4 protein-coding genes are annotated in these 18,036 nt (G+C 60.8%); all 4 read left to right on the top strand.

Annotated features, from left to right (window positions below; all coding sequences use genetic code 11):
- Positions 1-106 precede the first annotated feature (106 nt).
- Genes ACP7BZ_RS14440 through ACP7BZ_RS14425 form a run of 4 tightly spaced genes read left to right on the top strand, consistent with a single transcriptional unit; the run spans position 107 to position 17,706 of the window.
- Positions 107-1,798: a ShlB/FhaC/HecB family hemolysin secretion/activation protein gene (locus ACP7BZ_RS14440; protein WP_426114292.1), complete on the top strand. Its 1,692-nt coding sequence runs from the start codon at positions 107-109 to the stop codon at positions 1,796-1,798.
- Positions 1,799-1,804: 6 nt separating this feature from the next.
- Complete coding sequence (locus tag ACP7BZ_RS14435; RefSeq protein ID WP_426114291.1) at positions 1,805-8,497, top strand: filamentous hemagglutinin N-terminal domain-containing protein; 6,693 nt, start codon at positions 1,805-1,807, stop codon at positions 8,495-8,497.
- Between the two features lie 60 nt (positions 8,498-8,557).
- Complete coding sequence (locus ACP7BZ_RS14430; protein WP_426114289.1) at positions 8,558-17,434, top strand: hemagglutinin repeat-containing protein; 8,877 nt, start codon at positions 8,558-8,560, stop codon at positions 17,432-17,434.
- Entirely contained in the window at positions 17,431-17,706 is a 276-nt protein-coding gene (locus ACP7BZ_RS14425) for a DUF6966 domain-containing protein (protein WP_426114287.1), read from the top strand. Before ACP7BZ_RS14430 ends, ACP7BZ_RS14425 begins: the two co-directional genes overlap by 4 nt.
- Positions 17,707-18,036: the final 330 nt, after the last annotated feature.

The following is an 18,036-nucleotide window of genomic DNA, read 5'->3' as shown; positions in this document are numbered from 1 at the left end:
AGTTTTTAGACTTTCAGTAAAAGCTTGATCTGGAATATATTTCCACGCAGAAATTGGGCAAATAATCTGATCTGTTGCCAGCGACAACAATCAGGAGCGTCATCCCATGCGCATATTGCCCCGCCTTCCGCTTGTTCGAAATCAATGCATCGGATTTTTAGGCAGCATCCTTTTCCTTCCCGCGATAGCCCAAGTGAGCGGCGAGCTCGCTGACGTCGAATTGCAGCGCCAGCAACAACGGGACGAGGCCCGACGGCGCCAGGACGAGGCGACGCCGGATGTTCGACTGCCGTCGCCGACCGTGCCTGGCTCAACTGGGTATCCCTCCGGCGAGAAGCCGTGTTTCGTCATTCGCCAGGTCAAGCTCGAAGGTGAGCAGGCGAGGCGCTTTGAGTGGGCCCTCGGCGCGGCCTCCTCTGCGCTGGGACAGTGCCTTGGCAGCAAGGGCTTGAACGCCGTCGTGTCCAATATCCAGAACGCGCTAATCGAGGGCGGCTTCGTGACCACGCGGGTTCTGGCGGCGCCACAAGACCTGCTCTCTGGAGAACTGCACCTGTTGCTTGTTCCTGGCCGCATTCGTGCCATTCGATTTGTCGATGCAGCGCCGCGCGGCGGTTACCTCACTGCGCTGCCAGCGCGTCCCGGCGAAGTTCTCAACCTGCGCACGATCGAACAGGGACTGGAAAACTTCAAACGTGTGCCCGGCACGCAGGCCGATATACAAATCAACCCCGGCGAACAGCCCGGCGAGAGCGACCTGCTGATCCAGTGGACCGCCGGCCGTCGCTTTCGTATCAACCTCTCCGCCGACGACAGCGGCAGCCGGGCTACCGGTACCTATCAAGGCGGCCTCACGCTCTCTGCCGACAATCTGTTTGGCTTGCATGATCTGGCTTACGTCACCTTGAACCGCAATCTGCCTGGCGACAGTCCCCGAGGCGCGCACGGCACCAACAACGCGGCCCTGCATTATTCGATTCCCTATGGGTTTTGGCTGGCCAGCATTCAAATCAACGACTACCGCTACTACCAGACGGTGGCCGGTGCCAACCAGGATTACATCTATCGTGGCACGAGCACGACAGCTGAAGTGAAACTGGCACGCCTGCTGTATCGGGATGCCGCGCGCAAGACGACGGTGTCGCTGCGTGCGTATCAGCGCAGCAGCCGCAACTATATCGATGACACCGAGGTCGAGGTGCAGCGTCGCCGGATGGGGGGCTTTGCGGGCGGCTTTCAACACAAGGAATTCATTGGTAACAGCACCGTCGAGGCCGGCGTCACCTGGAAAGTAGGCACCGCCGCTTTTGGCACCATGCCGGCACCGGAAGAGCAATACGGCGAGGGCACGGCGCGCCCGCGGCTGTTCAACGCCGATATCAATCTGAATGTCCCGCTTGGACGTTCGATCGTCTATCAGGGGGGCTGGCGCGCGCAGTGGAACCGCACCGCGCTGGTTCCCCAAGACCGCTTTGCCATCGGTGGCCGCTACACGGTGCGCGGATTTGATGGGGAATCGAGCCTGTCGTCGGAGCGTGGCTGGCTGCTGCGCAACGACCTCGTTTGGACGGTGCCTGCAACGACGCAACAACTGTACGTGGCGCTCGATCACGGCGTGGTATCCGGGCCTGGTGCGCAGCGCTTGATCGGCACACGCCTGACGGGAATCGCGCTCGGTTGGCGCGGGCAGTGGGGCCATCTGCAGGGAGAACTGTTCGCCGGCAAGCCTTTACGCAAGCCGACAGGCTTTCGCACCGCGTCCGTTACCACGGGCTTCAACCTCAACCTGGAATTCTAAGACGCCATGAACAAGCTTTGCTATCGCATCGTATTCAATCAGACCCGCGGCCTGTGGATGGCCGTGGCGGAAACTGCGCGCGCCCGTGCCAAGGCGCCTGGCCACACCAGGTCTACGGGCCGCAGGCAACCGTTGTCGCACTTGCCGGCGTTGCATCGCGTTGCGGTGTTGCTGGCTGGCGTTTTGGGTGGAATGCTGTTCGCTTGCAATGTAGCGGCGCAAATCATCGCAGACGTCAGGGTCCCTGGACAGCAGCGGGCAACGGTGGTGGAGACGGCAAATGGCGTTACTCAAGTCAACATTCAGACCGCTAGCGCTGCCGGCGTCTCGCGCAACGTCTATTCGCAGTTCGACGTGGCGAAGAACGGCATCGTATTAAACAATTCACGCACCAATGTGCAGACGCAAATCGGCGGCTGGGTGCAGGGCAACCCATGGCTGGCAAAGGGAACGGCCAGGGTCATCTTAAATGAAGTCAATTCAAGCAGTCCAAGCCGCCTGCAAGGCATGATTGAAGTGGCGGGCGACCGCGCCGAGGCCATCATTGCGAACCCTGCCGGTATCGTGGTCGAAGGTGGTGGCTTCATTAATGTCAGCCGCGCCACGCTGACCACTGGCACACCCATCGTCGAGGACGGCGGTCTGCGCGGCTATTCGGTGCAGCGGGGTCAGATTGTGTTCGGTGGGGCAGGGTTCGACGCCAGCAAGACCGACTACACGGCCGTCATTGCCCGTTCGGTGCAAGTCAACGCTGGTTTATGGGCGCAAAAACTGCATGTCATTACCGGGATCAATGAGATCGAGGCGGCGACCGAGGCCAAAGTGACCGCGGGCGGCCAGAGCACCGACGGCAAGCCGCTGTTTGCAGTGGACGTCGCGCAATTGGGAGGCATGTATGCCAACCATATTTATCTCGTCGGCACCGAAGCGGGTGTGGGTGTGCGCAACGCCGGCGACATCGGCGCGGCCGTTGGCAGCCTGGTTGTGACCGCCGATGGGCGGCTCGAGAACAGTGGCTCGATGACGGCGAACGAGCGCGTGCAGGTGCGCGCGGCCAGTGTCGACAACCGTGGCGACATGCAAGCGCGCGGCGCGCTCGATATTGTGGCCGACAAGCTCGCCAATGCAGGCAAGTTGAAATCTGTCGAAGCCTTGCTCAATATCCAGGGAACCATCGATAACTCTCATGGCCAGATCGAGGCGGCACGTGTTGATCTGCAGAGTGCCGCGTTGCTCAACTTGCAGGGCAGTATAGTCCAGAGCGGACCCGCCCCGCTGGCAATCAGCGCTGAAAAAACCATCAACGAGGCAGGCACCCTGGGCCATTCAAGCGCGTCGGCAAGCGCTGATGCTGGCGGCGCCAAGCCCGCTGAAACAGCTCAGTCTGGGACACCATCGCAAGCCGGGACCCCATCACCAACCACGGGGCAAACTCCCGCAGGTGCCACGGCGCAGCCGCCGGTGCCAGAAGCGGGTCGAATCAGCAGCAAGTTGTTCGATAACAGCGCTGGCGTGATTGCATCAAACGGCGAAGTAACACTCAAGACAGTGACCTTGAATAATCGTGGCGGCAACACTTACGTGAGTAATTTGTCCGTGGACGGCCCGCAGGTGGACAACACGGGGGGACTGCTGACAGTACTGCATGGATTCGATGCCCGCGCTGGCACATTCATCAATGATCAGGGCAAGCTGCTGGTAGGCGCTGCCTTCAATGGTGCCGCCGGCGCTTTCAGCAATCGCCAGGGCTTGCTGCAGGCAGGTCAGATGTCAATTGATGTCACCGGCACGCTGGATAACAGCGGCGGCATTCTGCGTCAGCTTGGCGGCGCGATTGCCGATATAGGCGTGGGTGGCGAACTGTCGCTGGAAGGTGGCGCACTGGAGGCCGCGGGCAGCATGCGCCTGCGTGCAGGGGCAATCAGCGGCAGCGGTAGCACTCTTGACGTGACTGGCGACCTTGACCTCGTCAGTGGAATCACCAGCAGTGCCCACGGCCGATGGATCGTCGGTGGCGATGCCAATGTGCGCGCCACGGCGCTCGACAACAGCGCTGGCACCATTGCGGCAAGAGATATCAACGTTGTTGCTGGAGGCGTCGTCGACAACAGTGCAGGCCTGCTTCAAGCCAGTCGCAAACTCACCCTGGACACCAGCGGCAAGATCGTCAACCAGGGCGGCCGCATCGAGGCCTTGGCCGATGACAGCACGCTGCGCTTGAGCGCGGCAGCCATCGACAATGGTAATGGGCAGATTATCAACGCCGGTGCTGGCAAGTTGTTAGTCGAGTCTGTCACGGTTCGCAATGACGGCCTCATTGGTGGCAATGGTGGGATCGAGATTGCGGCCCACGCCCTCACCAACGGCGCCAATGCGACCATTCGATCGCAGCAGAGTATTGAATTGGCGGTAGATACTGCGCTGGAGAACGCCGGCCGTATCGACGCCGGTGGCCTGATCCAAATGCGGCAAGCTGGGGCGCTTCTGCAAAACAGTGGCACGCTGGTGGCGGCGGGCGACATCAACATCGCAGTCGACGCCGTCGACAACCGCGCCGGTACCATTGCCACCGCAGCCGGCCTTGGCGCCGACTTGCATTTGCAGGCTGCCAGCTTGCGCAACCAGGGTGGCCTGATCGATGTCGATGGGCGGGCAAGCATCACGTCCGCAGAACAGGTTGACAACCAGGGCGGGCACATTCGCGCTGGTCGTGATCTTGCTCTCAGTGCCGGCACTACCATCGGCAATGACAGTGGTGCCATCGATACGTCGGGCCAGCTGCGCCTGCATTCCGGCGATATTGCCAATCACGGCGGAAAAATCGTCAGCGCGAGTGCGCAGCCGATGTTGATCGACGCCGATCGCGCGATCGACAACGGTGGCGTCGTCAGTAGCAACGGTGCGTTGGCAGTGAGGGCCGACCAGTTCGACAACGGCGCCGGTACGGTCAGCGTTGGCGCTGATCTCAGCTTCGATGTCAGCAATAAATTGATAAACGGCGGCGGTACCATCAGCGCGGCAGGCATTATTACGGTTGACCGCGCGACGGCGCAGATTGTCAATAGTGGCACCCTGATTTCTGGCGCGGGAGTGCGCCTGTCCGTTGACGACATCAACAACGACGGCGGCGTCGTCAGCACCCTGCAAGATGGCTCGGTTGTCATGGACGTCAATTCCCTGAGCAATCGCGGCGGCAAGCTGATCGCTGGTGCGGATATCGCCGTGCGTGCGCAAGGAACCATCGACAATACTGGCGGCCGCGCGCAGGCCGCCGGCTCGCTCGATATCAGCGCGGGTGGCATCTTGCACAACCAGGCAGGCGTGATTGAAGCGGCGGCAGCGCACGGCAGGCTGGCCGTCAGCGCGAGCACAATCGACAACACGGCTGGACGCGTCGTCAATGCCGGTGATGGTGTAACCAGCGTGACGGCAGTCGATCATGTTGAAAGCACAGGTTTAATTGCCGGCAATGGGGCGCTGAACCTGGCTGCGGCAACGTTGAGCAATGCAGGAACCTTCAGCTCTGGCAGTGACCTCGAGCTGGCGGTTAGCCAATTTCTGACAAACGGCGGCATCATCAGCGCGGTCAAAGGCATGCACATGGATCAGGCCGGCGCAAGCTTGCGCAACAGCGGTACCATGGTCGCCGGCAGTGGTATGGATCTGACGGTGAAGTCGATCGACAACGCTGGCGGACGGATCGCTACTGGGCATGATTCGAATGCCGACGTGCGCCTTTACGCACAGGACCTTGCCAACGTCGGCGGTACCGTCGTCAGCGACCGCGATGCACGCATCAGTATCAGCAACAACATCGATAACCGGGCCGGTGTGGTGCAGGCGAAGCAAGGCTTGGCGATTGTTGCGGCAGGATCGGTTGACACTGGTGCGGGTAGCATCGAGACCATGTCTGATGGCAGCACGCTGCGACTGGACGCCAGCGCAGTTCTCAATGATGGCGGGCGCATTGTCAATGCGGGGCGTGGCGACACCGTCGTACAAGCTGCCACCAGGTTGACGAACAGTGGCCAGATCGCCGGCCACGGCGCCGTGGAGTTGGCCGCGCAGTCGATGGCGAATGATTCAACAGGCGTGATTGCCGCAGGCGACGCGCTGGCATTGCGTGTGCACGCAGCGATGGTCAATGCGGGTGCAATTAGCAGCGGCGCGGCGCTGACGTTCGACGAAGCGGCGGCGACGCTGAGCAACCACGGCACCATGGTTGCTACCGGCGACATCAGCGTTCGTGTTGTGTCCATCGACAACGCCAATGGCACGCTGGCGACCACATCCGGATCTGGCGCCGGCGTTGATCTGAAGGGCGAGAGCTTGTCGAACCGCAGCGGCGCCATCGCAGCAGAAGGCGCGCTGACGGTGGATGTGCTCGAATCGCTGGACAACACCGCCGGGAAACTGCGGGCGGGGGGCAGCTTGCAGGTACGCTCTGGCGGGGACGTTATCAATGACGGTGGCTCGATCGAGGCAAGCGGCGCGGGCGCCAACCTGGTTCTGCAAGCAGGCGCGATACGCAGTCGCGAGGGCAGGATTGTCAACGTCGGCGACGGCGTAACGCGCTTGCAGGCAGCCACAACGATAGAAAGTAGTGGAATCATCGCGGGAAATGGTGCGCTGGCGCTTCACGCGGCGCAGCTGGACAACCAAGCGGGAGGAACGTTGGCCTCGCTTGGTGCCATGACGGTGGATGTCTTCAAGGGGCTCGACAATGGGGGCACGATCCAGAGCGGCGCTGCGCTGGACATTGCTGCACAGGCTGCCGATGTACGCAATGCCGGGCTGATTGCATCAGGTGGATTGATGACTCTCACCAGCGCCCTGTTGAACAACGACCATGGCCAACTGGCGACGGCCGAAGGCTCGCATGCCAATCTTGTGCTCGATGCGGCGGCGATCAGCAATCGCGCTGGCGTCATCGTCTCCGATGCTCTCGCGCAGGTGCGAAGCTCGGGTCGCTTCGATAACACGCACGGCACTTTACAGTCGGCGGCATCGATGGACCTTGCAGTTGCCGGCGTCGTCAGCAATGGCGGCGGCGTGGTCGAAACGCTCGCTCCCAATGCCGCATTGGCGCTGCGCGCATCCGCGCTCGACAATGGCAATGGTCGTATCGTGAATGTCGGTGCTGGTAACACGACAATAGTGGTCGCCGAAAAGGCCAGCAGCAGTGGTGTAATTGCTGGAAATGGCGGCGTTAGCTTGACGGCAGCTGAGCTGGACAACCAGGCTGGGGCAAGCCTTGCGGCCGGCACGACGCTCGGCCTTTTCGCGAGCGGCACGATTGCCAATGCGGGAGAGATCAGCAGCGGTGATGGAATGCTGGTCAATGTCAATGTCAGAGGCGGGGCGCTGCGTAACAGCGGGCATATCATCAGCGGTGCCAGCGCCTTGGTCGATGCGGCATTGATTGATAACAGTGGCGGCCAGTTGGGCAGCGCGGCAGGCGGGCACGGCGACGTCGTGCTGCACGCCGGGCAGATCGTCAACGGCGATGGAAGCCTGTCCGCTGATGGCGCCCTGCAGATTGTCTCGGCGGCCATGCTCGATAACCGGCATGGCCAGTTGCGGGCCAACACGGCGATGTCGGTCGATGCTGCGGGTGACGTGCTCAACCGTGATGGCGTGATCGAGGTGACCGGCGCCGACGCCGGCCTGCGCTTGAACGCCGCCGCCATCGACAATACTGCGGGACGCCTGGTCAATGTCGGTACTGGCACCACCAGGATCAGCGCGGTTGAGGGCATTGTCAATGACGGTACCTTGGCCGGCAATGGGAGTGTAGCGCTGCACGCTGCCACCATCGACAATGGAGAATCCGGCTCGATCTCCAGTGCTCGTGCGCTGGACCTGCATGTCGGTCAGGCACTGAACAACAAGGGCATCATCAGTGCCGCTGGCGCGCTCACCATGGATGAGGCCACGGCGCACATCGCCAATAGCGGCAAGATGGTTGCTTCCGACGGCATCACTTTGCATGGGGCCTCTATCAGCAATGACGGCGGCCATATCGGCAGCAGCGGCGGCGCCGACAATGCGGTCGTATTAAGCAGCGAATCATCGCTGAGCAATCGGGGCGGCGTGATCGTTTCTGCCGGTAATCTGACGGTCAGCACGCGGGGCGATTACGACAACAATCACGGGCAGGTGCAGACGCCGGGACGGCTGCAGGTGACCTCTGGTGGTGACCTCAACAACGCCGGTGGCGTAATGGAAGCGGTGGGCAGCGCCAGCGTTCTCGCACTGCAGGGGGCAACAGTCGATAACACGGCAGGCAGGATCGTCAATGTCGGCCTCGGTGACACCACGGTTGCCAGTTCGGCCGATCTTCTCAATGGTGGCACGATCGCTGTCAACGGCGCCTTGACGGTTTCCGCAGCAACGTTAAGCAACGCCAGCTCAGGTGTCATTGAGGCCGGCAGTGGACTCGAGCTCGCAGTCGCTCATGAACTCATCAACGCCGGCACCATCAACAGCCATGGTGGTGTGCACTTCGACCATGCCACCGCAAGCTTGAGCAATACGGGCACCATCGGCGCCGGTGGCGCCATCGACATCAACGTCGACCGGTTGGACAACCTGGCAGGTCGCCTGTACACGGCAAGCGGTTCGGGCGCTGCCATCACCATCCGCGCCAATCGCCTCGACAACGCGGGCGGAATTGTCGCCGCCGATGCGCTGTTGTAGGCGTACATCGAAGGTGGCGTGCAAAACAGCGGTGGCGTCTTGCATGGCGGGACGGGTGTCATGCTGGAGTCGGGCACGGCGTTTAATAATGGCAGCGGCACCATTGAAGCGGCGGCCGGTACTCTGGCACTGAAGGCGGCGTCGCTCGATAGCAGTGGCAGCATCGTCAACGCCGGCAATGGCGCGCTGACGCTCTCGTCGCTAAGTGTGAACAATGCGCGCGGCGCCACCATTTCGGCCGCAGGTGAGCTTGATCTGCAGGTAGCCAACAGCCTGGTCAATGCTGGCGACATCACCAGTGCGCAATCTCTGCATTTCCAGAATACGGGTGCACTGTTGACCAACAGCGGACGTATCGGCGCTGGCGGACCGATTGATATCGAAGCTGCGGCAATCGACAATGCTGGCGGCCAGTTGGTGACGGTGGCCGATTCCGCCGCCGCAATCGAACTGCACGCGCGTTCCCTGGACAACAGTGGTGGCCAGGTAGCCGCTGCCGGAGCGTTGCAGATCACTGTGGAAGGAAGGCTAGCCAACGGCGCCGGTTCCTTGCACGGCGGCGCCGGCACAGCGCTTGACGTGGGCGCAGTGCTGGCGAATGGCAGCGGCACGATCGAGTCGGCCGCAGGGCAGATGGTAGTGCGCGCGATGCAGATCGACAGCAGCGGTCGTCTCGTCAGCGCGGGTGCCGGCCCAATGGTGATCACTAGCACGACGGGCATCGCCAACGCTGGTACCATCGTCGCCAACGGTGTGTTGACGCTCTCTGCGGAAACACTGGACAACACCGGCGGTGGCACGATCGGTGCCGGTGCCACGCTCGACCTTGCCGTGCGCGATCAGGTGTCCAACGCGGGCGTCCTGACCAGCCAGGGGACCTTGCGTTTTGAACAGGCGGGCGCCAGCCTGCTCAATACCGGCCGCCTGGGTGCAGGAGCGGAAATCGACATTGGCAATGCCCGAATCAGCAACCACGGCCAGATCTACACGGTGAACAACTCGGGCGCCGCGATCCATCTGCAAACGGGCCGCTTCGACAATACGAATGGCGTCCTCTACGCTGACGGCAGCCTGAACGTGCAGACGGACGACGGCATCGCCAATGATGCCGGGTTGCTGCATGCTGGAACGGCGATGGCCATCACGGCTGGCGGCGCGCTGGACAATAGCCGCGGCGCGATCGAATTATCCGGCGGCGCCATGAACCTCGCTGCGGCTTCGATTGAAAATGGGGGGCGCATTGGCAACGCCGGGGCGCAGAAGACTTCGATTGCCTCCATTAACAGCATCGTCAACAGCGGCACGCTTGCGGGCAACGGTGCGCTTGATGTGCACGCGGCATCATTGCAGAACAGCGCCAGCGGACAACTCACTGCTGCCGGTGAACTGCAGCTTGACGTTCACCAGCAGCTCAACAATGCCGGTACCATCAGCAGCGGCGCAGCGCTCGCTTTCGATCAGGCCGGCGCCGCGTTTTCCAACAGTGGTCTGATTAGCGCCGCTGGCGACCTGCGCGTGAGGGCGGCGTCGTTCGACAACAGGGGTGGGCGCATGTCGACGGTCGTCGCGTCCGGCAAGGACATCGCCATAACCGCCGCCTCTCTGGATAACCAGGGTGGCGCGATCGTGGCCGAACACAACCTCGCGCTGGGCATTGGCGGCATGGTCGACAATGCGCAGGGCGTATTGCATTCGGGCGGCGACCTGGTGCTCAGCGCCGCAGGCGCGCTTCGCAATGGCGCCGGTTTCATCGAGTCGTCCGGTGCCGGCAGCAGTTTGACCGTCGACGCGGCCAGTATTGATAACGGCAACGGCACAGTGAGCAACGCCGGCGGCGGCGACACCCGCCTGTCAAGCCACGCGGGGATCGTCAACAGTGGCGCCATCGCGGGGATGGGCAGGGTACTGCTGTCGGCTACCACTTTGCTCAATCAGGCCGGTGCCATGATTGCCTCGGGTGGCAACCTGACGCTGGCCGCAACAGACCGGCTGGAAAATCACGGCAAGATCAATAGCAACGGCACCTTGACCTTCGATCAACGTGGTGCCGATTTCTTCAACAGCGGCGAAGTGCTGTCCGGCGCCAACGCCATCCTCAACGCCAGGGTGGTCGATAACAGCGGCGGGCGCCTGGGTACCGCGAGCGGTTCCGGTGCCGATTTGGCAGTGACCGCCCAACAAGTGAGCAACCAGGGTGGGCGCATCGCGACCGATAGGGATCTGCTGATCAATAGCCACGAATTCAGCTCGACCGGCGAGCTGTTCGGCGGGCGCGACCTGGCTGTGGCGATGGATGGCGATTTTACCCAAAGCGGCGCGCAGCAACTGCGCGCGAATCGGGATCTGACGCTGGCTATCGGCGGCACGCTTACCAATACGTCCAGCATCGCCACCGCCGGAAGATTGATTTTGTCCGGCCAGCAGATCGTCAACACCGCGTCCGCGACGATAGGGGGCGCCAACGTGATCATGGCGGCGAACGGCAACCTCGACAATGCGGGCGAAATCAACGGCGTCAATACGCTGCAGCTGATCGCGACCAGCATTGGCAACAGCGGCGCCATTGTGGGCGGCGATGTCGCCGTACTTGCTGATCAGGTGAGCAACACGGGCGCCTCCGCCTTGATCGGTGCCAGCGGCGCGCTCGGTCTGGGAATCAGCGCTTCTCTGAACAACACAGGTGGGGCCACGCTCTACAGCAGTGGCGACCTGGCCATTGGCAGACCGGGCGGCGGCGGTACCACCGTCGTCAACAATCGTTCTTCAACCATCGAAGCAGGTGGCAACCTTTTCATTGAAGCGGCGACCTTGAGCAACGTGCGCGAGAACGTGCAAATTGTGCAGGTAAAAACGGTTGACGAGACGGTCCATATGGAGCTGCCCAGCTGGTACCAGTTCGGCGAAAACCATCATGCCTTCGAGACAGGCGCCGCCAACTACCGGCCTCACGAGGTGTATTTCGTCGATCCCGCGGATATCCTCGAAGACCAGGCCTATGTAACGCCTGACGGCAATACCATCCACCGCGCGCTGATTCGCACACACGCCAACGATTCAGCGTTCGCGGTCGCCGCCTCCGGTTTATCGACTGCTTACGGGGCGCAGTCGCGCTTGATGCTGTCGGACGGCACCCGGGTCATTTATTACACGGAAAGCGCGACGGTGGCCAATCCGGACCAGGGCGCACCTGCCAGCAATATCATCGTTGGTGCGGACACCGTCACCGACTGGAGCTCCACCGTCGACTTCTCCAGCGACTACGGCAGCTGCAGTAGCGCTTGCGTGCGGCTGGTGACCCAGCCCGACTACAACGATCCTCGCACGACGATACTACGCGATACCCAGCGCGCGCTGGCGCCCGTGAAGGCGCAACTTGAGGTCTCGCGCGAGGCCCATCACGTCGCGATGGAAGATCAACTGGCGCCCGGTGCGGGTGCTGTCGCCCAGATTCTCTCCGGTGGCAACATGCACCTGACGGTATCCGATACATTCGAAAACCGCTTCAGTGACATCAAAGCCAGGGGTTTTCTGACGGTCGACGGCGTTACTGCAACCAACGTCGGTGCGACCTTGTACCGCACGCACAGCTTCGATGGCACTTGGCAAACGTACGGGGGGCAGACCGTGGCGTACCAGGAGCCCTCGCAATCGGTGGTGGCGGGATACGTCACCGGGGTGATCGATGGCGCCCAGGGTGTGAGCATCACCGCACGCGGCTTCAACAATGTTGACGTCACGGCTGGTACGGTAGGAAATATTCGCGATGCAGTCAATGTCATCGGCAGCGGCGTTGGCGGCGCAGGCGGTGCAGGCGCGCATGTCGGGGTAGCGGGCAACGCCGGCGGTGCAGTGGCAGGGCCCGTCGTCGCCGGTCCCGGCGCGGGCGACATGACGAACACGCCCGTTGTAGTGGGCGCGGGCATTGCGGCGACCGACGGCGGTCAGCTGTCTAGTAGCCACATCGGCGCGCAAGCTGGTTCGGCAGGGGCAATAGCGACCACCGGCAATGGCAGCGGGATCGGCGCTCAAGCAGCCGTCGCAAGTGGTCTGGCCAATCACGCCCGGGCCGCCAGCCACGTTGTCGGTACTGGTTTTGCCGATGTCATTGCCGGCGGCGTCGCTTTCGGCGGTAGCGGCGTTGGCAACGATTTGGTCGCAGACGGCACCGTACGACAAGGCAGCGCCGCCAGCAGCGAACGCCTGGCCAGTGCGCTCAAGGTGGACCGGAACGTCACTGGCCGGGGCGACATGGACGTCAGGGGCGGCGCGCTTGTGGTCCGCGAGTCGGGCGGCCCGCAGCAAACAGCAATGGCCGGCATGATGAAAGTAACACCCAGCGGCTTGTTTATTCGTAATCCCGATTCCAGCGGTCGTTATCTTTTCGAAACCCGGCCGCAGTTTGCCAATCAGCAGCTTTGGGCGAGCAGCGACTTCCTGCTCAAGCAGCTCGAATATGACCCGGCCACCACGCAAAAACGCCTGGGCGATGGTTTTTATGAGCAACGGCTGGTACGTGAACAGCTGGCCGAGCTGACCGGTCACCAGTCCTACAGCGGCGCCAGCGACGACAGCATCTATAGCGAACTGCTGACGAATGCAGTCAGCGCCGCCAAGCAATTCGGACTGCGTCCCGGGATCGCCTTGAGTAGCGAACAGGTTGCACGCTTGACCAGCGACGTCGCCTGGCTGGAAAGTGAGCCTGTCATGCTGGCCGACGGCAGCGTCGAGATCGTGCTGGTGCCCAAGGTCTACCTGGCCCACGTTGGCGAGCACTCTTTGAAGGCGGGCGGCGCGCTGGTGACGGGCAAGGAGGTGACGATCGCCACGCTGGACACCATCGTCAACCGGGGTGGCGTGATTGATGGCGGCGCCGGTCGCACGGTGCTGTTGGCAGGCCTCGACATTGTCAACCAGGGCGGCACCATCAAGGGCGCCTCGATGGCGCTGCAGGCGGACCGGGACATTCGAAACGAAACGCTTGCAGTGACGCAGAAGTATGATTTCGGGCAGAACGGCGGCAGTTACACGACGCTGTCGAACCAGGGCGTCATCGCCACCAGCGGCGCGCTCGATATCCGGGCGGGACGCGACCTGAACGACGTAGCAGGCAAGATCTCCGCCGACAGCGCCATCATCACTGCCGGGCGGGACGTCAACTCGACCACCTTGAGCACCGGCAGCGCCTACCAGTCGCAGATCAGCGGCTACCAGGAGAACGATAGCACCGTCAAGCACCAGGTGGGCCAGGTGAGTACTGTCGGCGACCTGAAGATTGCTGCCACGCGCGACCTGAATCTGATCGGCACGCAAGTGTCGGTGGGTTCCGGTGGCAGCGGCAATGGCCAGTTACTCGCTGGCCGAAATATTCAGGTCGCTGCGGTCACCAATGAGATCAATACTTCGGTACAAAATAGCCCGGCCAACAAGCAGTACGACAAGCAGGTGCACGCCAATGCCAGCGTGGCAGGGGCGGGTGTGGTTGCTACCGGTAACCTGACGGTCAGCGCCGGCATACTGGAGAGCGGCGCCATCAACGTCAACGCCAGTTCGGTCGCTGCAGGCGAAGCGCTCAAGCTCACTGCCAGCGACAGCATCAACATCGTCTCGGCGCAGGAACAGCATCTGGCGGATACCGCCTCGACCCACAGTTCCGGCGGACTGTTGCACAGCGAGACGAAGGCGCAGACCGATTACATCGCGCGCAGCGACGCCATTGGCAGTGCGCTGTCGGGCAAGACAGTCAATCTGAATGCTGGCAAGGACATCACGGTGCTGGGCAGCGCCATCGCGGGAGAGGGTGACGTCAACCTGGTCGCCGCCGGCAATATTTCGATCGGTGCTTCCACCAGCACGCTGACAGAGCAGCATCATACCGAGGTCAAGGAGAGTGGATTCCTGAGCGGCGGCGGCTTTGGCATCAGTTACGGCACGCGCACCACGACGACCGACCAGAGTCGCGACGCAACAACGCAAAGTGGGCAGTCGCGCAGCCTGGTCGGTTCGATCGGCGGCACGCTCGTCATCAACGCGGGCGAAGCAGTCAATGTGCGCGGCAGCGACTTGACTGCCGGCGAGAACATGGTCCTACACGGCAAGAGTGTAACTGTGGAACCTGGCCAGGACGATCTCAACACCCGCTTTGCCACCCGCACGATGCAGGACGGCTTGACACTCTCACTGGGCGGCAGCGTCGTCAACGCCATTCAAACAGGACAGGGCATGGCAGCGGCGGCGGCGCAGGCGTCGAGTGGCCGACTGACCGCCCTGGCAGCGGCGGCAGCAGCGATGACGGCCAAGGACACCGTCAAGGACATCGCGGCCAATGGCCCGAGTGCGAAGGTGAGCCTGACAATGGGCCACTCGGAAAGCGCCAGTGAGGAAGTCAATGCCAGCAGTACCCATGGCGGCAGTTTGATCACCGTCGGCAAAGACCTCATCATCAGCGCGACCGGTGGCGGCCGGGCCAGCAATATCGACATCCTCGGCAGCGACGTGCGCGCCGCCGGCAAGATCAAGCTGGTGGCCGACAACGAGGTCAACCTGCTGGCCGCGCAGGACACCGAAAGCCAGCACAGCAAGAGCAGCAGTTCGAGTACGGCCTTTGGCGTCGGTATTGAACTGAGCAAAAAAGGTGCACAGTTTGGCGTGACCGCCAGCGCCAGTGCCAGCCGGGGCAAGGTCGACGGTAGCGGCGTCACCCAAGTCAACAGCCACGTCATCGCCGGCGACGGCTTGACCATCGTCAGTGGCGGCGACACCAACATCAAGGGGGCGGTGGCCAGTGGCCGCGAGGTGCTGGCCGACATTGGCGGCAACCTGAACATCGAGAGCCTGCAGGACAGCGCGACGCTCGACGGCAAACGCCAGAGTGCGAGTGCCTCTGGCACGCTGGGCGCGGGTGCCGGCATCAGCGCCAACGCCAGTAACAGCACGGTCCACAACGATTACGCCAGCGTGCGGGAGCAAAGTGGTATCCGTGCCGGCGACGGCGGCTTTCAGCTCAAGGTTGGCAGCAATACGGATCTGAAAGGCGGTGTCATCAGCAGCACGCAGGCGGCGATCGATGCTGGCCGCAACAGTTTGACGACGGCCACGTTGTCGTTCGCCGATGTGCAGAATCGCGATGCCAGTCAGGCCAGCGGTATCAGTCTTGGCGCCAACGTGGGCAAGAACCAGAGCGGCGACACCTTCTCTCCGAGTTTGGCGCCAGGCATGGGTCAGGTGCGCGAAAGCGCTGGCAGTATGACCGTGAGCGCCGTGAGCGGCGGCAGCGTAACTGTAGAAAAGCCGGACGCTGCCCAGGCGTTGGCAGGCCTTAACCGGGACGTTGTCACCGGCAAGAATACGACTGCTGCGCTGGATAAATCGTGGACGGGCGCGCAGGCGCTGGACAACGTCGGCGCACAGATGCAGATCACCAGTGCGGGCATGCCGCGCCTGGCCAAAGAAATCGGTGATTACGCGGAAATCAAGCAGGCGGAATTGAAGCTGCAGGGCAAGCCGGAAGAAGCAGCCAAGTGGGCTGAAGGGGGGATTTATCGGGTGGCGGCGCACACGGCGCTGGGCGCGTTTGGTGGCGGAGTGGGTGGTGCGGTGGGTGCGACTGCCGCGGCGTTAGCGGCACCGACGCTGGACAGTATCCAAAACGCCATGCAGGGTGAGCTGACAAAAGCCGGTCTTGGCAATGGTGCGGCCGGCGCTGCGGCGAAGCTGATTGCTGCAAGCACGGCCATGGTTCTTGGTGGCGCCGCCGGAGGTGGTACCGGGGCGGCGGCGGGGCTGAATACGGATGCGAACAACAGGCTGTTACATCCAAAAGAACTGAAATTTATAAATGAAAAAGCCAAGGAGTTAACAGCTCAAACATGCAAGTTGGCGGATCTACAATGCAATATGCGAGTGGAACGGTACTGGGGAGATTTACTAACTGCTGAGGCAGAAGCAACTGTCGATACCAAGCTTGCTGCACAAAGGCAGGCTTACCTCAAACAAATCGCAGCGACGGGGCTCGTCGATGGACTGCAAGGCCAAATCAGTGGGCAAGCAGCTGAATATTTGCGAAATACACAAATTGCTCGTTCTACCCTCGAAGAGTTGCGCGGCGCGGAGATCGTGGGTACCGATGGCAAACCCATTATTGCCGACGGAGAAGAATTGACCTATTTCAGCGGTTCACTTGCACAACGTTTAGACCATGCTCTGTATGCTGTGAATCCCGGTAGTTACGACCGACGTGTAAGTGAGAACTCGAGTGCAAACGTAATCGTTCCTAGACAAGAGATAATCGCACGCACCGCACGTGAGCAAGAGCGACTCACAATGCTGCAAGTAGTTAACGGTTCAGCGGAAACCATATGCCCTGAATGTCTATTGATTGGTTCCTCTGCTGGAACAACTCTTAAATCAGCAGCTGAAATTATTGCTAAAATTGAAATTAAAGCAAAATCTTTACTTAATGCAACAAATGTTGCTACACGGTCAGAAGAGTCCATCGTTAAAAGTACAGGTGCATCGTACAGTGCGAGCTTGGGAAAGCAGTTAGGTCAACATACCGCTGTTGATCCCGGTCCGTTACCTGATAACATTGCAGGAACTTTTGCCGGTGGGCGATACGGTATTATTCAGCTCAGTCAAGATACGACGTTGTACCGCGCTGGTACCGTCGGCCAACCGCTCGGTCAGTTTTTCAGTACCTCTGCACCAACTAGTATTTTACAGACACGAATAGATCAGGCGGTTTTGCCTATTTGGCCTGGAGGAGGCACATCCCCATTAGACACGTGGTTTGCTGTTACAATCCCCGCAGGTACGCACGTTTACGTGGGCGAAATAGGTGCCCAAGGCGGCTTCTATGTCGGAGGAGCTCAACAAATCGTGGTACTTAGACCATGGACCATTCCGGGGGTTAAAGTAATTAATTCAGGTAAACTGCCATGACACATTGTGAAGAAATGCAAACCGTAATTTTGCGTATTTCCGAGTTATTTCGAACTGCCCAACTTAACAATTGGCATGAGGTTTTTATAAAATTCGCAAAAGAAGTGAAAACAAATCCTCAATTAACACGGTCCCAAATTATAAGTTTATTTGGAGGCGTTGGATCGTTAAATGATATTATTCTATATATTAACGGTCAGCCGCTAATTAATGAGAATAACGAGCTTGACGAGTTAAGGTCGAAATTGTATCTTCTTTGCCGCGAAGCGTAATTTTTTGAATTCTATAAATAATATTTTGCCTCACTTGGAATAACCTGTTTTTCGTATGCGGCTCTCAATGAAAACGGCTCGACCATCGTCGGCGACGACGACCGCAAAAGCAAGAGGCAGTGTCGGGCAGTAGGCCTTCGCCTTCCTTCAATGACGTGGCCGCCAAGATCTCTTCCGAAAGCGTCATCATGATTGCCGGGCGGGTTTGACTCAATCCACCCAAGTTAGCAGTTTAATGTGCAGTTAGATGGTTTATTTTCAAGATAGACACAAAAACACTTGACATCAATTTAGAAGCGCGGCCGGCAGTGTGAATTTTTGATTCCACTG

The sequence above is a fragment of the Massilia sp. PWRC2 genome (assembly GCF_049896725.1).
Taxonomy (GTDB): Bacteria; Pseudomonadota; Gammaproteobacteria; order Burkholderiales; family Burkholderiaceae_D; genus JAFCUW01.
This window is presented reverse-complemented; position numbering and strand designations above follow the sequence as displayed.